A 17,927-nucleotide genomic window follows, 5' to 3' on the forward strand; every position below is an offset into this window, starting at 1 on the left:
CGGGCTCCTGGAGGCTCGTGGGTGCCGCCCAGGATAGGCCTAGGGCCGGTCGTCAGCCGAGGAGCCGGGGGGAGAGCGCCCCGCAGGGCAGCAGGTCCAGTTCGGCGCCGGCCTCGCGCAGGTCGGTCAGCACCAGCTCGTCGTACATCACCAGCGCGGACTGCTCGGGCCAGGCGACCGCCCAGAGCCAGAGCCCGCGGGCCTCGCCGACGAACACCGCGCGGTCGGCCGGGGCGTCCGGGACGTGGAACATCGGGGTGGGCCGCCCGGCGGCCAGCAGCTTGGCGTCGGCGGGCTTGTAGAGGCCGACGGAGTCGCCCGGGTCCGGCCCGGACAGGCCCGCGTAGCGGGCGCCGAGGCCGACCCCCAGCTCCTCGGCGACCAGCACCAGCTCGCCGAAGCCGCCGAGCGGCGCGGGCCCGGAGCAGGCGACGGCGGTGGCCCGGGCGCCCGAGACGTCGTCGCCGACGTGGGCGATGCCGGTGTAGAGCCAGCCGACCGGGAGCGGCCAGGGCAGCCAGACCGGGACCTGGGAGCGGGCGACGGCGACGCCGAGGGCCTCCACACTCGGGGGCAGCACGGGCTGCATCGGGTGCACGGCTCCGTGCCGGTCGCACTGCCAGGTGTCTGAGAACAGACCGGGGGCGCGGACCCGACCGGCGCACCTCGGGCAGCTGGGCTCGCCCCTCATAGCCGTCAACGCTCCTCCCTCCGGACCGCCGCGTCAAGGACGATCACCCGTACGGAGGGCTCGGCGGCACCTGTCGGTGGCGGGCGCCCGGACCGGCGCCGGGTGGGCGTGGCACGGGCGGTTCCCGTTGGGGGATGTCCCGTCCCGGGCGGCGGCAAACGTCCGGGGCGTCGACCCCGGAAACACTGACGCCCCGTCATCGGCGAATGCGGTGACGGGGCGTCAGTCGGGTATCGGAACGTCCGGATCGGACGCTCCCGGCTCGTCGGCGGCGGGTGAGGCCTCCCGGTCGGAGGCGCCGCGCCGGGTCAGACGGTCGGGCACGGACGGATGAGCAGGCGCTCGCCGGTGCGGGCGGCGGCCTGGACGACCTCGCGCACGGTGGCGGCGTCGGCGATCTGGCGGTCGGCGGCGGAGCCGTTGGTCTCGTCGAGTCGGACGATCTCGAAGCGCATGGTCTTCGTCATGGGCGTCTCCTTTCCTGGCCCCGCGGGGCGGGGCGGGGGTGGCTGAGTCGGTATCAGCTCTCTCGGGGTCTTGCGGATCCGGAGGTGAGGCCGGATCGGGCGGGTCGTCGCGCGTGTGGCGGTCTGCTGCGGCAAGGGCTCCCCCTGCTTGCCTGGTGCGTCCAGTGCCTCGTGCACCACGGTGTCGTGGCGGTGCTACCGGGCCGTTGCCCGTCCGTGAAGTCCAGGTTTCGGGTGATCGGTGCCGCGGTGGAGGCCGGCGATGATTCCCGGACAGAATCAAAGATTACCGTAACTAACGAATTTTGTCCTGTGTTGAAGCCGATCGAACTTGAAGAAGTGGTACAGACCACTTTCGGCGGACCGGGGGAACCGGCGCGGCCCCGACCGCGTCGGTCAGGCCCAGAACGCGGCCAGCGCCCCGGCCGTGGCGGCCGGCTGCTCGGCGTTGGGGGAGTGGCCGGCGTCCGCGACCACCACCCGGCGGGCGCCCAGGCGCTCGGCCATCGCGGTCTGCTCCGGGACAGGCCAGGCGTGGTCCCGCACCCCGGACAGCACCAGCACCGGCAGCCCGGCGGTGGCGGCGGCCAGCTCCGCCACCCGGTCCGGCGCGGCCACCAGGTGAGCGCCGGTGACGGACAGCGCCCGCGGCACGTTGGCCAGCCAGCGGCGGTGCAGGAACTCCGCGACGGCCGGCTCCAGGCTCGGCCGCGGCTGCCCGCTCTCCGCCTCCAGCTGCCGCATGACCTGCCAGATCTGCTCCAGGTCCATCCCCCGCAGGGCGTCCAGCAGCAGCCCGGTGCGGACCGCCTCGGCCGGGTCGATCGCGCCCGGGCCGGTGGACACCAGGGTCAGCGACCGCCAGGGCAGCGGGCCCTCCGCGGCCGCGGCGAGCACCGCCTCGCGCACCACCTGGCCGCCGAAGGAGTGCCCCAGCAGGTGCGGCGGGGCGCCCCCGGCCTCGGCCGCCAGCACCCCGGTGAGCGCCCGTACGTCCGCGCCGAGCGCCCCGACGGCGTACGCCGCCGGATCGTCCGGACCGCCGGTCTGGTACTGCCCGCGCTGGTCCACGGCCGTCACCCGGTACCCGGCGGCCGCCAGCGGCTCCAGCAGCGCGATGAAGTCCTCCTTGCTGCCGGTGAACCCCGGCACCAGCAGCGCCGAGCCGCGCACCGGCCCGGCCGGCTCCGCCCGCAGCGCCGCGAACTCCCCGCGCCCGGTCACCAGCCGCTCGGCCCGCGCGCACCCGGGCAGCGTCAGAAACGGCGGCGTGCTCATGGGCTGCTCTCCCTGCTGTCCTGTCGGCGCTCCCCGACGCCCCCGAGCTTAGGAGGCGGGCACAACGCCCGAGGGGGCGGGCCGGGCCGGGTGGCCTGGCCCGCCCCCTCGGGGGAGACACGGGGGTGTCAGCTCTCCGGGGTGGCCTCCGCGGGCGCCGCCGCCTTGCGGGTGCGGGTGCGCTTGCGCGGGGCCGGGACCTCGGTGGCGGCCTCGGCGGCCGGGGCCTCCGGGGCGGTCTCGGCGACGGCCTTCGGCTTGCGGGCCCGGGTCGCCTTCTTGGCCGGGGCGGGAGCCTCGGCGGCGGCCTCGGCGACCGGAGCCGCCTCGACGGCCTCGGCCTTCGGCTTCCGGGCGCGGGTGGCCTTCTTCACCGGGGCCGGAGCCTCGGTGGCCTCGGCGACCGGGGCGGCGGCCTCGACGGCCTCCGCCTTCGGCTTGCGGGCCCGGGTGGCCTTCTTGGCCGGGGCGGGAGCCTCGACGACCGCCTCGACGACCGGAGCCGCCTCGACGACCGGAGCCGCCTCGACGACCGGAGCCGCCTCGACGACCGGAGCAGCGGTCTCGACGGCCTCGACGGCCTCCGCCTTCGGCTTGCGGGTCCGGGTGCGGGTGGCCTTCTTCGCCGGGGCCGGAGCCTCCGCGATCGCCTCGACGGCGGCCTCGACGACCGCCACGGCCTCGGCCACGACGGCCTCGGCGACCGGAGTCGCCTCGACCGCCACGACGGCCTCGGCGGCGGCGGCACCGCCGCGCGAGCGGCGGCGGCGACGGCGCGGCGCGGCCTCGCCCTCGGCGCCCTCGACGGCCGGAGCCGCCGCGGCGGCCTCGGTCACGCCGGCGACGGCCTCGCCCTCGGTGCCGACCGCCGCGCCCCGACGGGTGCGGCGGCGCTCACGGTTGCGGCGCGGCTTCTGCTCCTCGGCCTCGGCCGCGCCGGAGCCCGGACGGTCGGTGCCCGGACGATCGGAGCCGGAGCCGGCGCCCGGACGGTCCGAGCCGCCCTGGCCGCCGCGCCCACCGCGACCGCCGCGGGGCGCGCGGGCACCGCGTCCACCGGTCTCGCCGAGGTCCTCGACCTCCTCCGCGTTCAGCCCGGCGCGGGTGCGCTCCGAGCGCGGCAGGATGCCCTTGGTGCCCGGCGCGATCTTCAGCAGCTCGTACAGGTGCGCCGAGGTGGAGTAGGTCTCCTCCGGGTCGTTGAACGACAGGTCCAGCGCCTTGTTGATGAGCTGCCAGCGCGGGATGTCGTCCCAGTCGACCAGGGTGACGGCGGTGCCGGAGGCGCCGGCCCGGCCGGTGCGGCCGATCCGGTGCAGGTAGGTCTTCTCGTCCTCGGGGCACTGGTAGTTGATGACGTGGGTGACGCCCTCGACGTCGATGCCGCGGGCCGCGACGTCGGTGCAGACCAGCACGTCGACCTTGCCGTTGCGGAAGGCCCGCAGGGCCTGCTCGCGGGCGCCCTGGCCGAGGTCGCCGTGGACCGCGCCGGCCGCGAAGCCGCGCTGGGTCAGCTGGTCGGAGACGTCGGCGGCGGTGCGCTTGGTGCGGCAGAAGATCATCGCCAGCCCGCGGCCGTCGGCCTGCAGGATGCGCGAGACCATCTCGACCTTGTCCAGCGAGTGCGCACGGAAGATGTGCTGCTCGATGTTGGCGACGGTCGCGCCGGTGTCGTCCGGGGCGGCGGCCCGGATGTGGGTCGGCTGGCTCATGTACCGGCGGGCGAGGCTGATGACCTGGCCCGGCATGGTGGCCGAGAACAGCAGGGTCTGCCGCTTGGCCGGCAGCATGGTGATGATCTTCTCGACGTCGGGCAGGAAGCCCAGGTCGAGCATCTCGTCGGCCTCGTCCAGGACCAGCGCGCGGACCTTCGACAGGTTCAGCTTCTTCTGCCCGGCGAGGTCCAGCAGACGGCCCGGGGTGCCGACGACGATGTCGACGCCCTTGTTGAGCGCCTCGACCTGCGGCTCGTACGCCCGGCCGCCGTAGACCGCGAGCACGCGGACGTTGCGGACCTTGCCGGCGGTCTGCAGGTCGTTGGTGACCTGGGTGCAGAGCTCGCGCGTCGGGACGACGATCAGCGCCTGCGGGAAGTCGGAGAGCTGCTCCTCGGTCGCCCGGCCGGCGTCCACGTCGGCGCGCACGATGGCCCGCTCGATCAGCGGGAGGCCGAAGCCGAGGGTCTTGCCGGTGCCGGTCTTGGCCTGGCCGATGACGTCGTGGCCGGTCAGCGCGACCGGGAGGGTCATCTCCTGGATGGGGAAGGGGTGGACGATGCCGACGGACTCGAGTGCCTCGGCGGTCTCCGGGAGGATCCCCAGGTCCCGGAAGGTCGTCTTGATGGGTTCAGCGGTGGTGGACAGGGTGCTGCCTCTTCCGTTTTCGAAAGGGCCGAGAGCGAGCGGCGGGCGGGCAGCCGCGCGGCTGTCTACGGGCCTGGACGGCCCTGGTACAGCTGCGCGGACGCACAACCGCGCCGGTCCCTGCGGCCGGCCGGTGCGCGCTGCCCGGTGCGGGGCGCGTCGCCGGCGGCGTCGGGGAGGATTCCCGTGAGGGACCTGCGCGGGACCTCCGCCTCGGGGCGTGGTCTCGGCGGCCCTCGCTCGGCCACTGATGCGGTGCCAAGGCTTGAGGTCCAAGCCATGGTCGGAGCCGATCGGCTCTCCGACCGGGCATCCGCGTACGTGAGTACCCGTGCCACCGGTGCGGACACGTCCGGTTGGACGGTGCCGCTACGGAGGGTTCGCGCGGGGTACCGAGACGGCGGTGACACCATGCGAACACGACGGGCTCCGTACCACCATACAGTCAGGCGACGACTCGAACACGTGACGCGTCTGACATTGCCCCCGGCAACTGCCACCGGAGCGGCCGGTCCGGGCGGTCACCCGGGCGTGCCTGGTGGTGGGGCGGACAAGCGGGCGGGACTAAAGTTGCGGGTCATGGAGACCCATGGTGAGACGCAGGACGCGGCGGCCGGCTCGATCGGGGACTGGGCCGCGTGCTCGGCCGACCCCGGCTACCGGGCGGCGGTGCTCGACCTGCTCGGCGCGCTCGCGTACGGCGAGCTGAGCGCCTTCGAGCGGCTCGCCGAGGACGCCAAGCTGGCGCCCGACCTCGCCGACAAGGCGGCGCTGGCCCGGATGGCCTCCGCCGAGTTCCAGCACTACCAGCGGCTGCACGACCGGCTCGCCGAGGTCGGCGCCGACCCGCAGGAGGCGATGCGGCCGTTCGTCGAGCCGCTGGAGCTGTTCCACCGGATGACGGCGCCCTCGGACTGGCTGGAGGGCCTGGTCAAGGCCTACGTCGGCGACGCCATCGCGACCGACTTCTACCGCGAGGTGGCCGTCCGGCTGGACGACGACACCCGCGACCTGGTGCTGAGCGTCATGTCCGACACCGGCCACGCCCAGTTCGCCGTCGACAAGGTCCGCCAGGCGATCGAGGCCGACCCGCGGGCCGGCGGCCGGCTCGCCCTGTGGGGCCGGCGGCTGATGGGCGAGGCGCTCAGCCAGGCCCAGCGGGTGGTCGCCGAGCGCGACGCGCTGTCCAACCTGCTGGTCGGCGGCGTCCAGGTGCAGGGCTTCGACCTGGTCGAAGTCGGCAAGATGTTCAACCGGATCACCGAGGCGCACACCAAGCGGATGGCCGCCCTCGGCCTGGCCTCCTAGCGGCCCCGCGACCTACCGGGGGTTCTCAGGCCGCCCGGTGCCGCCGCGCCGCGCGGTGGGTGCCGGGCCGGTGCGGGTGGTGCCGGTGGTGCCGGTGGGCCGGGGCGCGCCCCGCCGCGAGGTCCGGCCGGGCCAGCAGCGAGGTGAGCACGCCCGAGGCCACCGCCGCGGCCGCGACGGACACCGCGGGCTGGCGGCCGTCCACGCTGAAGTGCGCGACCACCCCGCCGACCAGCGCCGCCGCCAGCGCGGTGCCCAGGACCAGGGCCCGGGCGGCCCGGAAGTACGCCGGGCGGGCCAGCAGGGCCGTGCCGCCCGTGACCAGGCCGACGAGGGCGAAGACGATCGACTCGACCAGCAAGGCTGCCTCCCGGGGGGACGGGCGTGCGGCACCGGCGCCGCACCCTCGCCGTACCCCGCCCCACCCGCTCGTACACGCGACGCAGCCCCACGGGCCACAGCGCCCCCGGACACGACGGTGCCCCGCTCCCTCGCGGGAACGGGGCACCGGACGATGCTGTGCTGCGGCGCCTCAGGCGGTGCCGAAACCGACCTTGCGGGCGGCCGACTCGCCGATCTCCACGTACGCCAGGCGCTCGGCCGGGACGATGATGCGACGGCCGTGCTCGTCGGACAGCGCGAAGATCTTCTCCGAGCCCTCCAGCGCCTTCGCGACCGCGTTCTGGACCTCATCGGCAGTCTGCGAGCTCTCGATCACGATCTCGCGGGGCGCGTTCTGCACGCCGATCTTGACCTCCACGGCTTCCGTCCCTCCGGGGTTGCAGCCTCCACGCACGGGCACCGGACCGCCTGGGACAAGCGTTCGCGGCGACCGTGCCGTACGGCTTCACCATAGAGCACCGGATCCCCGGCCCGGCGAAGGTCGGCGGATCAGCCCTGGTGGGCGGTGCCCTCGCCGGACTGCTCGCCCGGGTGCATCGGGAAGCCCTTCAGGCCGCGCCAGGACAGGCTGGCGACCAGCCGGACCGCCTCGTCGCGGGGGATCGCCAGGCCCTGCGACAGCCAGTACCGGGCGGTGATCTGGGCCAGGCCGCAGACCCCGGCGGCGAGCAGCTTGGACTCCGCCTCCGGCAGGTCGGTGTCCTCCTGGATCACCTTGCTGACGAGCGTCGCGCTCGCCTCGGAGGCCCGCTCGACCCGCTCGCGCACGGCCGGCTCGTTGGTCAGGTCCGACTCGAAGACCAGCCGGAAGGCGCCGGACTCGCTGGAGACGTAGTTGAAGTACGCCTCCATGGTGTTGGCCACCCGCTGCTTGTTGTCGGTGGTCGCCGACAGCGCCTCGCGGGTCGACTCGACCAGGGCGTCGCAGTGCTTGTCCAGCAGCGCCAGGTACAGCTCCAGCTTCCCGGGGAAGTGCTGGTAGAGCACCGGCTTGCTCACCCCGGCGCGGTCGGCGATGTCGTCCATGGCGGCCGCGTGGTAGCCCTGCGCGACGAACACCTCCTGGGCGGCACCGAGCAGTTGTTCACGGCGGGCGCTTCGCGGCAGGCGGGCACCGCGCGGGCGCTCCTGCGCCTCCTGGATGGCCGTCACGGCGCTCCTCACTTCGGGGTCTGTTCGCTGCTGGCAAGATGGCCGATTCTACTTTTCGGTAACCGCGTCCGCGTTCGGCGAAGGCGAGAAAAGACGATCGGCCTGGTTGTCAGGAGCCCACAATACGGCGCTGACCTCGGCCTCGGCAGTGGTGGAACGGAGGCGGCCGGCGGCCGGACCACCCCGGGGTTCCCGGGGCGGGCTCATTACCATCGTCCACCATGAGCAGCGCTGAGCAGCAGGTACGTACGGTCGAGGTCCCCGGCGCGGTGCTCGCGGTGCACCGTCCCGCCGTGGACGGCGCCGCCGACGGGCGCGAGCCCGGGCTCTTCGTGCACGGCCTCGGCGGCTCGGCCGCCAACTGGGAGGCCCTGATGGACCGGCTCGGCGGGCAGGTCGACGGCGAGGCCGTGGACCTGCCCGGCTTCGGCCGCTCCCACCCGCCCACCGACGGCAACCTCACCGTCTCCGGCCACGTCCGCGCGGTGATCGGCTACCTGGAGGCCTCCGGCCGCGGCCCGGTCCACCTGTTCGGCAACTCGCTGGGCGGCGCGGTCGCCGTCCGGCTGGCGGCGCTGCGCCCGGACCTGGTGCGCAGCCTCACCCTCGTCTCCCCGGCCCTGCCCGAGCTGCCCCCGCAGCACTCCGCCTGGCCGACCGCCCTGCTCGCGGTGCCCGGGGTGCCCGCGGTGCTGCGCCGGCTGTCCGCGGGCGGGCGCGACGCCGAGGCGGCCACCGAGGACCTGCTGCGGCTGGTCTACGGCGACCCGGGCAGTCTGAGCCCGGCGGCCCGGGCCCAGGCGGTGGCCGAGTACCGGCGCCGGCTGGAGGTGCCGCACGCGATGCAGGCGCTGGTCGGCTCGGCCCGCGGCATCGTCTCGGCGTACACCGAGCGCGGCGACCAGGCGCTGTGGCGGCAGGCCGAGCGGGTCGAGGCGCCGGTGCTGCTGGTGTACGGGCTGCGCGACAAGCTGGTCTCCTACCGCTCGGCCCGCCGCGCCTGCGCGGCCTTCCCGGACGCCCGGCTGCTGGTGCTGCCGGAGTCCGGGCACGTGGCGATGATGGAGCACCCCGACGAGGTCGCCCGCGCGGTGCGGGAGCTGATCGCGCACACCGCGGGCTGAGCGCGGACCACGGCCCGGGCGCACACGGCGGGCCGGGCGCGGACCAGGGGCTGAGCGCGTGCCGTGGCGGGCCGACCGCGCGCCCGGGCGGGGCCGCGCGGGCGGCCGCGCATACCGCCCGGTAACGCCCTGGTCCCGGTCGAGGTCACGTCGGTTCACTCGATCAGGTGGCAGGCAGGCATGTGACCGATGGATCGGCCCGGGCCGGTCCTACCTTTCTGCTGTCGGACCGAACAGGTGTGGGGGAGTCGCGGCCGCCGGAGGAACCGGAGGGCGGTCGCGGCCGAGGTCCCGGCGGGTCGGGCCCGACCGCCGGAGCGGGCGCCCGGGGGAACGGAACGCGGCGCGTCCGCGACCGGGCCGCCCGGAGGCACCGCGGCGCCGGCCCCGGCCGACCGGACTCCCCGGCCCCGACCGTCCCCGCCGCCGTACGGGGGCACCCCGGGCCACTGCCCGGGCCGCCCGGGCACCCGTCGGTCCGTCCGTGGTCCCGCCCAGCGAATCCGCTCTGCCCCGGAGGTCTCCCGTGCGCGTTGCCCTGCTCACCGAGGGTGCCCGTCCGCATCCCCGCCGTGGTACCGGAGGCTGGTGCGACCGGCTCGCCGAGGGCCTGCCGGAGCACGGGTTCGAGCGGTACCTGCTCACCGGCCCGGAACAGCCGGGCACGGCGGAGCGGCTGTCGCCCGCCTGGCGCGGCGCGTACGAGCTGGCGCTGTGGGGGCGCCGGCCGGTCGGCCGGGCACCGCGCGCGCCGCGCAGACGCCGGTACGCCGGGGCGTACGAACAGCTGGTGCGGGCCCTGGTGCTGCCCGGGGAGAGAGCGGGCTTCGGGCCGGGGCTGTACCGGCTGGCCGCGCTCGCCCGGGAGGACGGCACGCTGCCCGCCTTCCTGGCCTCCGCGCACGCCCGCCGGCTGCTGGAGCGGACCTGGCGGCTGCCCGGCGCGGACACCTCGGCCGGGCAGCCGCTGGTCTGCGACGTGCTGGTCGCGGCCGACCTGCTGGAACAGTGCCTGCGCCCGCTGTCCGCGCCCTGGTACGGCACCGGCCCCGGCGGCCTCGGCGCGGTCGACCTGTGCCACGTGGTCGGCGGCGGCCCGGCCGCGCTGCCCGCCCTGGTGGCCCGGCACCTGCACGGGGTGCCGTTCGTGGTCACCGAGCACGGACTGCACCTGCGCGAGCAGTACCTCGGCTACCGCGAGGCGCCGTACCGGTGGCCGGTCCGCGCCCTGCTGCTGTCCTTCTTCCGGGCGCTCACCGAGGAGACGTACCGGCGGGCCGCGATACTCACCCCGGGCAGCGCCCACGACCAGCAGTGGCAGCGCCGCTGCGGGGCCGATCCGGCGCGCACCCGGGTGGTGTACGAGGGCACCCCGGCGGTGGACCGCCCGGCCGCCGGGCCGGAACCCGCGGCGCCGACCCTGGTGTGGGCGGGCGCGCTGGAGCCGGGCCGGGACCCGGAGCTGGCGCTGCACGCCTTCGCCCGGGTCCGCGCCGACCTGCCCGGCGCCCGGCTGGTGGTGTACGGGGAGGAGGCGGCGCCCGGCTACCGGGCGCACTGCGCGGCGGTGGCCGAGCGGCTGGGAGTGGCCCCGGCGGTGGAGTTCGCCGGACAGCCCCGCTCGCTGGCCGGGGCCTGGGAGGCGGGCACGGTGGCGGTCTTCTCGGGACTCTCCCAGCGCAGCCCCCGGCTGCTCGCCGACGCGCTGCTCAGCGGCCGGGCGGTGGTCTCCACCGACGTCGGGGTGGCCCGCGAGGTGGTCGGGCCGACCGGGCTGCTGGTGCCCGCCCGCGATCCGCGCGCCCTGGCCGGCGCCTGCCTGGCGCTGCTGCGCGACGAGGAGCGGCGGGGCCGGCTCGGTCTGGCCGGGCGGCTGCGGGCGCAGGAACGCTTCGCCGTGGAGCCGGTGATCGGCGCCTTCCGGGAGATCTACCTGGAGCTGGTCTCGCAGTACCCGGCCTTCCCCGGCGGCGGGGGCGGCGGCGAGGGCGTCCCGGCGCCGCGCCCCTTCGCCCGCCCCGCCGAGTACTGGCTGGCCGACGGCCCGCGCGGCGGCACCCCGCCGGACGGCGGCGCGCGGGACGCGGACACGGCGGCCGACGGCGTGCGGCCGGCCGAACTCGCGGAGGCCCGCTGATGTCCGGCGGCCCCCTGCCCGGCGGCAGCGCGGACCCGGTGCGCGAGGTGATGGCGGAGCACCGGGAGCTGTGCGAGCGCGCCGTCGACCCGCTGGAGATCGCCGCCGGGCTGGAGGAGGCCGGGCTCGGCCAGGACGCCGCCGCCCGCTGCCGGCACGCCGACCTGTTCTCGCTGGCCGAGGAGCTGTACGCCCGGGTGCCGCGCCGCCCGCCGCCGCCCGGGCCCGCGCAGCCGCGGTCGGGCGGGGCCGCGGCCCGGGCCGCGCTGACCGCCGCCGCGCTGGCCGCGCTGCCCTGCGCGGGGGCGGCCGCGCTGGGCCCGCGCTGGCCGGTGCTGCTGCTGCCCGCCGCCGTCCCGCTGGTGCTGCTGCCCGCGCTGACCGCACCGACCCCGGCCGAGCCCGGCCCGCCCTGCGCCGGGCCGGGGGTGCTGGGGCCCGGGCCGACGCCCCGGCCGTACCCCGGCTCCCGGCTGCGGCCGGCGGCGCTGGGCCACGGGCTGGGCCTGGCCGCGCTGCTGCTGCTCCCGCCGGCCCTGCCGGGCGGGGACCGCCCGCTGGCCGTCGCGCTGGTGCTGGCGGCGGCGGTGTCGGCCGGGTCGGCCGAGCGGACGGCCCGCTGGTACCGGCAGCTCGGCCGCGGCCACCTGGGCGCGGCGGGCACCCTGGCGGAGTTCCGGGCCCGGATGCGGCCGGTGCTCCCGGTCGCGCTGGCCCTGCACCTGGCGGTGCTCGGGGTGCTGAGCTTCGCCGCGCTGGCGGTGCTGGCCGTCGTCGCCCCGCGTCCCGGGCCGGGCCACGGCGGCGGGCTGCTGCACCTGGCGGCCGAGCGGGCCGGCCCCGCCCAGTGGGCGGCGCAGGGCGTGCTGGGCCTGCTGGTGGTGCTGCCGGTGCTGCTGGCGCGGTGCGGCCGGCCGGCGTCGGCCGCGGCGGGGGCGTCGGCCGGGGCCGCCGCGGTGCTCGGCCCGCTCGCCCTGGGGCGCTCCGCCCCGGAGGCCTGGCTGCTCGGCGGCGGCACCGTCGCGGCGGCGCTGCTGGCGTACGCCGGGGCGGTGCTCGGCCGGGCCGGCTCGCACCGGTGAGCGCCGTCCGCCCGTTCGCCACCCCCCGTTCGACGTTTGTCGGGGCCCGGTTCACGGTTCCCGCTCCCGTCCCGTTCGTTGAACTTCGTTGAATCCGTTCCGCCAGGTCGTCCCGAGCTGGCTTCGTGGAAGGACGCCCCCGATGAGGGTGCTGCTGCTGGGCGCCGACGGCTTCATCGGCCGCCGGGTCACCGATCGTCTGCTGATGGACCAGGAGTTGCAGGTGACGGTGCTCGGCCGACGCGACTCGGCCGACATCCGCTTCGACCTGACCACCGGGAGCCCGGGCGCGCTGGCCCGGTTCCTGGACGCGGTCGCGCCGCAGGTGGTGATCAACTGCGCGGGCGCCACCTACGGCAGCTCGCGCACCCTGATCCGGTCGAACACGCTGGCCGTCGCGACGGTCTGCGAGGCCATCCGGCGCTGCCGGGAGCCGGCCAGGCTGGTGCACGTCGGCTCGGCCGCCGAGTACGGGCCGGTGCCCGGCGGGGTGCCGGTCTCCGAGCAGGCCGAGCCGCGGCCGGTCGGCCCGTACGGGGTGTCCAAGCTGGCCGGGACGGAGCTGGTGCTGGCCTCCGGGTTGGACGCGGCGGTGCTGCGGGTCTTCGACGTGGTGGGCCCGGGGGCGCCGACCGCCTCGCTGTTCGGGCGGCTGGCCGAGGGCCTGCGGCGGGCGCTGGAGCGGGACGAGCACCAGGTGCGGATGCCGGACCTGTCCGGGTTCCGGGACTTCGTGGACGTCCGGGACGTCGCGCGGGCCATCCAGGCGGCCGCGGTGTCGGCCGCCACCGGGGTGGTCAACATCGGCAGCGGGCACGCCGTCCGGGCCCGGGACGCGGCCCAGCTGCTGGTGCGGGCCTCGGGCTTCGAGGGGCAGATCGTCGAGGAGAACCGGCCGGTCCTGCTGCCCGCGCAGGCCGTCGGGGCGGGCGGCGACCACCTGCCGGGCCACCACCTGCCCGGGCACCGGCCGGAGGGGCACCGGCCGGAGGGCCGGCCGGTGCCGGGCGAGCCGGTGCCGTGGCGGCAGGCGGACGTGCGCACCGCCCGGGACCGTCTCGGATGGCGGACGCAGGTGCCGCTGGAGGAGTCGCTGGGCGACGTCTGGCTGGAGACGGCCTGCCGGGTGTGAGCGCCTCCCGCGCGGTGCCCCGGGCCCGTCAACCACGGGTTCGGGGCGCCTTCCGGGGGTCCGGCCGCGGGTTCCACGATCCGGTGCCGCCCGTCTCGCCCATCGGACGGGCTGTCTCGGAATACCGGGGGCGCGTGACACTGTTGGCCTAGACAGCCACCCGAGTGGCGGAGCAGCAACCCGCAGCGAGGCTGGCCCTGGCCACCCGAACAAGACCCATCGGAGTCCCCGTGTCGTTGCCACCCCTGGTCGAGCCGGCCGCCGAGCTCACCGTTGACGAGGTCCGCCGGTACTCCCGCCACCTGATCATCCCGGACGTGGGCATGGCGGGGCAGAAGCGGCTGAAGAACGCCAAGGTGCTGTGCGTCGGCGCCGGCGGACTCGGCTCGCCGGCCCTGCTGTACCTGGCCGCCGCCGGTGTCGGCACGCTGGGCATCGTCGAGTTCGACGTGGTCGACGAGTCGAACCTGCAGCGCCAGGTGATCCACGGGCAGTCGGACGTCGGCCGCTCCAAGGCGGAGTCGGCCCGCGACTCGGTCAAGGAGATCAACCCGTACGTCGACGTGGTGCTGCACGAGGAGCGCCTCGACAACTCCAACGTCATGGAGATCTTCGCCGGCTACGACCTGATCGTCGACGGCACCGACAACTTCGCCACCCGCTACCTGGTGAACGACGCCGCGGTGCTGCTGGGCAAGCCGTACGTGTGGGGCTCGATCTACCGCTTCGACGGCCAGGCCAGCGTGTTCTGGGCCGAGCACGGCCCCTGCTACCGCTGCCTGTACCCGGAGGCCCCGCCGCCGGGCATGGTCCCCTCCTGCGCCGAGGGCGGCGTGCTGGGCGTGCTGTGCGCGTCCATCGGCTCGATCCAGGTCAACGAGGCGATCAAGCTGCTGGCCGGCATCGGCGAGCCGCTGCTCGGCCGGCTGATGATCTACGACGCCCTGGAGATGAACTACCGCCAGGTGAAGGTCCGCAAGGACCCGAACTGCGCCGTCTGCGGTGAGAACCCGACGGTCACCGAGCTGATCGACTACGAGGCCTTCTGCGGCGTCGTGTCGGAGGAGGCGCAGGCCGCCGCCGCCGGTTCGACCATCACCTCGCAGCAGCTCAAGCAGTGGCAGGACGACAAGGAGGACATCTACCTCATCGACGTCCGCGAGCCCGGCGAGTACGAGATCGTCAACATCCCCGGCGCGGTGCTGATCCCGAAGAACGAGTTCCTGATGGGCGACGCGCTGGAGAAGCTGCCGCAGGACCGGAAGATCGTGCTGCACTGCAAGTCGGGCGTGCGCTCGGCCGAGGTGCTGGCCGTGGTCAAGGCCGCGGGCTTCGGCAACGCCGTCCACCTGGGCGGCGGCGTGCTCGGCTGGGTGAACCAGATCGAGCCGCACAAGCCGGTCTACTAGGACGCGCACGGGGAAGGGCCCGCCGCGCCTTGGATTCCCAAGGTGACCGGCGGGCCCTTCCCCGTGTCCGGGGGCGGCTCAGAGCGCGTTCCTGCGCTGGAGCACGTTGTAGGAGATCCAGCCCGGCAGCACCGGTAGCCAGAAGGTGAGCGCCCGGTAGAGGAAGACCGCCGGGGTGGCGACCGCGGGGGAGACGTCCGCGACGGTCAGGGCGCCGATCAGGGCGACCTCGACCGGGCCGATGCCGCCGGGGGTGGGGATCGCCGAGCCGGCCGCGTTGGCGGTCAGGAAGACCACCGCGACGGCCGAGAAGCTGACGTCGCCGCCGAAGGCCTGCACCGAGAAGTCCAGGCAGGCGGTGAAGGAGAGGGTCAGCAGCAGGATGCCGCCGAAGCCGGTGACCAGCTTGCTGGGCGTCTGCATCAGGTCGAGCATCCGCGGCACCACGCCGAAGAACAGCGAGCGCAGCCGGCCCAGCACGAACCGGCGCAGCGGCGCGACGGCGGCCACCACCAGGGCGAGCACGGCGGCGGTCAGCACGCCGATGATCACCGCGCGGGAGGCGGAGAGGTCCCCGTTGGTCTGGCTGCCGGTGATCAGGCCGAAGCTGAACAGCAGCAGCAGGTGCCCGGCCAGGCCGGCCAGCTGGGAGGCGCCGACCGAGGCCACCGCCTGGCCGGAGCGGATGCCGGCCTTCTGCAGGTAGCGGGTGTTGAGCGCGATGCCGCCGATCGCGGCGGGGGCGACCAGCTTGACGAAGGAGCCGGCCAGCTGGGCGGCGACGGTGCGCCGGAACGGCAGCTTCTCGGGCACGAAGCCGGTCAGGCTCATCGCGGCGGCGACGTAGCTGAAGGCGGCGGCGAGCAGGGCGGCCGCGGCCCAGGCCCAGTTCATCTGGGAGAGCTTCAGCTGGGCCGGCTTGATGGTGGTCAGGGCCAGGTAGGCGGCGAAGGTGAGCGCGATCACCATGATCAGGCTCTTCGGCTTCAGCCGTTCCAGCTTGGCCGGGGCCATCGGGGCCTCGGGGGCGATCTGGAGGATCTGGCCGCGGATGCGGCTCAGCAGGTCCTCGCCGGCCGCCGCGATGTCCTCCTCGGCCTGCTCCTGGGTGCGCTCGCCGGCCGCGACCTGCTCCAGCGCCCTGGCCCGGGCGGCGGCCTTGCGCTCCTTGGTGAGCTTGGCGAGGTCGACCCGGGTGGAGCGGCTCATCCCGACCGGCTGGAGCAGCGGCAGCGCCTGCGCCACCCGCTCGGCGCCGAGCACCGCGTTGGCGGTGGCGACGGCGCGCTCCGGGCCGATCCGCAGGGCGAAGGTGGTGAGCAGCTGGGCGACGTCGATCCGCAGGGTCAGGTCGGTGGCGGCGATGTCGCCGCCGGAGAGGTTGACCAGGCAGCCGGTCCGCCCGTCCACCACCAGCAGGGACTCGCCGGTGAGCCGGCGGTGGGCGATCCGGCGCTCGTGCAGGGCGGTCACCGACTGCCAGATCGAGGCCATCACCGGGTCGGTGACCTCCTCGTCGGCCAGCTCGTCCAGGGTGCGGCCCTCGACGTTCTCGTAGACCAGGATCGCGGCGTCCGGGCCGAGCTCGGAGGTGGCGACCAGCTGCGGCGCGCGGGCGCCCGAGGCGGCCGCCGCGTACGCGATCAGGGCCTCCTGCTCCAGCGCCTGGCGCAGCGACTGGGGGCTGCGGCGCACCGCCACCGAGCGCAGCCGCAGCCGCCGCCAGGCCCGGTAGAAGAAGCCGGAGGCCTGCTGCTCGCGGTCGATGATGTGCACGTCCAGCGGGGGGCCGCCCTGCTGGGTGACCTGGTAGCGGCGGGTGCCGCCGGGGGCGTCGGGGGCGCGCATGGCACCGGCCGGGGTGAAGCCGACCTTGCGCAGGCCGATCATCAGGTGCTGGCCGGTGGGCCGGATGTTGGGCGAGCCGATCGCGTACAGCGTGCCGTACGCGACGGACCAGCCGGTCAGCACGGTGAGCAGCAGCGACAGCGGGGTGGTGTAGCCGCCGAGCAGCTCGGTGACCCCGCTGAAGACCACCACCACCCACAGCGCGACCCGCCAGCGCGGTCTGCTCGACATGCCGACGGCGGTCATGTAGGCGATCACCGGGGCGAGGTAGCCGTGCACCGGGTCGGTGAGGGTGCCGGTGCTGTCCAGCGGCAGCTGGGTCAGCGCGTCCCGGATGTGGTCGGAGGCGCCTTCGGCCACCCACCAGTCGATGCCGAGCGAGACGCCGTACGCCAGCACCGAGGCGAGCACGCCGTCGGCGACCCGCAGGCCGTCGCGTTTGATCAGCCGCTCGACCGCGAAGGCCAGCGGCACGGCGAGCACCGCGACGCTGGAGAGCAGGCCGGTGATGGTGGAGAACACCGCGGAGAAGTGCGGTGCGTTGGAGGCGATGTCCTGCTCGATGCCGGTGGTGGTCGAGGTGGCGATGCCGGCCAGCACGAAGACGGCGACGATGCCGAGGACGCCGGCCAGGAAGCGGATCAGGTCGGACGGGCGGTGCGCGCGGGCGGCGAGCAGCGGCTCGTCGACGTCCAGGTGCGGGGCCTCGTCCGGCGGCTCGGGCTCCCCGGGCGGGGCGGCGGGGGCCGCGGGCGCCGGGGCGCCGGTGGTCTCGGCCGGGGGCGGGCCGGGCTGCTCGGGGGTCTTCGCGGGTGCGGGGGTCTTGATCGTCCGGTCCTTGATCAGGGAGACTTCCGGCGTCGGCCCGGGTTCGGGCCGGCCCTCGCCCCCGCTCCCGGGCGCCGACGGCACGGCGGCAGCGGACTCGTCGGAGTCCTTGTCCACGCCCACGTCAGCCGTCCCGGTCATCTGGTCTTGTCCTCGTATCACCACTCACCGCCCCGGAAGATGGTGGCATGCCCCGGCGCCCCGTGCGGGACAGGGGGCGGATCGGGCGCGGCGGATCGTACGGACGGGGCCGCGGGCGCGCCCCCGTAGGGAAGAATGCCGCAGGTGACGGACGCAACACACGACGGCCCTCCGGACGCCCTGCCGCCGTTCGCCGAACTGGTGCTCGACCTGACCGAGCGGATTCCACCCGGCCGGGTGATGACCTACGGCGACGTCGCCGAGTACCTCGGCCAGGGCGGCCCCCGACAGGTCGGCCGGGTGATGGCCCTGTACGGCGGCCCGGTGCCCTGGTGGCGGGTCGTCCGCGCGGACGGCCGGCTGCTGCCCGGGCACGAGCACCGCGCCCTCGACCACTACGGCGAGGAGGGCACCCCGCTGCGCGAACTCGCCGACCCGCCCCGGGTCGACCTCAAGCGGGCCCGCTGGGACGGTCGGCCGATTCCCTAGGGGGGCTTGACCGACGGCCGCCGCACGGACCGGACTGACAGCGCGGGACCGTAGGCTCGATACGGGCGGGTCCGAC

Annotated in this window: 15 protein-coding genes; 7 read left to right on the forward strand and 8 right to left on the reverse strand. The window is 75.6% G+C overall.

What is annotated here, in order from left to right; all coding sequences use genetic code 11:
• Positions 1-52: 52 nt before the first annotated feature.
• The 4 genes from ACFVXH_RS09410 to ACFVXH_RS09425 all read right to left on the reverse strand — a co-directional run bounded on the left by ACFVXH_RS09410 (position 53) and on the right by ACFVXH_RS09425 (position 4,685).
• Positions 53-691 (reverse strand): DUF6758 family protein, encoded by a 639-nt coding sequence (locus ACFVXH_RS09410; RefSeq protein ID WP_063780222.1) that lies wholly within the window; start codon positions 689-691, stop codon positions 53-55.
• A gap of 308 nt (positions 692-999) precedes the next feature.
• Positions 1,000-1,158 carry a hypothetical protein gene (locus tag ACFVXH_RS09415; RefSeq protein ID WP_158077673.1) on the reverse strand — a complete coding sequence of 53 codons (159 nt, stop codon included), beginning with the start codon at positions 1,156-1,158 and terminating at the stop codon, positions 1,000-1,002.
• Between the two features lie 396 nt (positions 1,159-1,554).
• Positions 1,555-2,436: an alpha/beta fold hydrolase gene (locus ACFVXH_RS09420; protein ID WP_049654106.1), complete on the reverse strand. Its 882-nt coding sequence runs from the start codon at positions 2,434-2,436 to the stop codon at positions 1,555-1,557.
• A gap of 128 nt (positions 2,437-2,564) precedes the next feature.
• Entirely contained in the window at positions 2,565-4,685 is a 2,121-nt protein-coding gene (locus ACFVXH_RS09425) for a DEAD/DEAH box helicase (protein WP_387821841.1), read from the reverse strand.
• Positions 4,686-5,378: 693 nt separating this feature from the next.
• Between ACFVXH_RS09425 and ACFVXH_RS09430 the strand changes: the two genes are divergently transcribed.
• A complete protein-coding gene (locus ACFVXH_RS09430) occupies positions 5,379-6,107 on the forward strand; it encodes a ferritin-like fold-containing protein (protein ID WP_049660234.1) in 729 nt (242 codons plus the stop codon).
• 25 nt (positions 6,108-6,132) lie between these two features.
• Here ACFVXH_RS09430 and ACFVXH_RS09435 read toward each other — a convergent pair whose 3' ends face one another.
• The 3 genes from ACFVXH_RS09435 to ACFVXH_RS09445 form a co-directional block, all read right to left on the reverse strand.
• Positions 6,133-6,468, reverse strand: coding sequence for a hypothetical protein (locus ACFVXH_RS09435; protein WP_387821844.1), 336 nt, complete (start codon positions 6,466-6,468; stop codon positions 6,133-6,135).
• A gap of 171 nt (positions 6,469-6,639) precedes the next feature.
• Positions 6,640-6,867, reverse strand: coding sequence for a DUF3107 domain-containing protein (locus ACFVXH_RS09440; protein ID WP_387821847.1), 228 nt, complete (start codon positions 6,865-6,867; stop codon positions 6,640-6,642).
• A 131-nt stretch (positions 6,868-6,998) separates the two neighbouring features.
• Complete coding sequence (locus ACFVXH_RS09445) at positions 6,999-7,661, reverse strand: TetR/AcrR family transcriptional regulator (RefSeq protein ID WP_049660673.1); 663 nt, start codon at positions 7,659-7,661, stop codon at positions 6,999-7,001.
• A gap of 221 nt (positions 7,662-7,882) precedes the next feature.
• On the opposite strand from ACFVXH_RS09445, the gene ACFVXH_RS09450 reads away from it, so the two are divergent.
• From ACFVXH_RS09450 to moeZ, 5 genes are all read left to right on the forward strand, one after another.
• Positions 7,883-8,785, forward strand: coding sequence for an alpha/beta fold hydrolase (locus tag ACFVXH_RS09450; protein WP_074001382.1), 903 nt, complete (start codon positions 7,883-7,885; stop codon positions 8,783-8,785).
• Between the two features lie 526 nt (positions 8,786-9,311).
• Positions 9,312-10,922 (forward strand): DUF3492 domain-containing protein, encoded by a 1,611-nt coding sequence (locus tag ACFVXH_RS09455; RefSeq protein WP_387821851.1) that lies wholly within the window; start codon positions 9,312-9,314, stop codon positions 10,920-10,922.
• Entirely contained in the window at positions 10,922-12,004 is a 1,083-nt protein-coding gene (locus ACFVXH_RS09460) for a hypothetical protein (RefSeq protein ID WP_387821854.1), read from the forward strand. The genes ACFVXH_RS09455 and ACFVXH_RS09460 overlap by 1 nt, the downstream gene beginning before the upstream one ends.
• 142 nt (positions 12,005-12,146) lie before the next feature.
• Entirely contained in the window at positions 12,147-13,136 is a 990-nt protein-coding gene (locus ACFVXH_RS09465) for an NAD(P)-dependent oxidoreductase (protein WP_074001385.1), read from the forward strand.
• Positions 13,137-13,366: 230 nt separating this feature from the next.
• The gene (moeZ, locus tag ACFVXH_RS09470) at positions 13,367-14,545 is read left to right on the forward strand and encodes an adenylyltransferase/sulfurtransferase MoeZ (RefSeq protein ID WP_049657292.1); all 1,179 of its coding nucleotides are present in this window, start codon (positions 13,367-13,369) and stop codon (positions 14,543-14,545) included.
• Positions 14,546-14,623: 78 nt separating this feature from the next.
• Here the strand turns inward: moeZ and ACFVXH_RS09475 are convergent, their stop codons facing one another.
• Positions 14,624-17,362 (reverse strand): lysylphosphatidylglycerol synthase transmembrane domain-containing protein, encoded by a 2,739-nt coding sequence (locus ACFVXH_RS09475; RefSeq protein WP_234348593.1) that lies wholly within the window; start codon positions 17,360-17,362, stop codon positions 14,624-14,626.
• A gap of 135 nt (positions 17,363-17,497) precedes the next feature.
• Here ACFVXH_RS09475 and ACFVXH_RS09480 point away from each other — a divergent pair, with 135 nt between their 5' ends.
• Entirely contained in the window at positions 17,498-17,851 is a 354-nt protein-coding gene (locus ACFVXH_RS09480; RefSeq protein ID WP_049657293.1) for an MGMT family protein, read from the forward strand.
• Positions 17,852-17,927: the final 76 nt, after the last annotated feature.

The organism is Kitasatospora sp. NPDC058184, from assembly GCF_042883725.1.
GTDB lineage: Bacteria > Actinomycetota > Actinomycetes > Streptomycetales > Streptomycetaceae > Kitasatospora.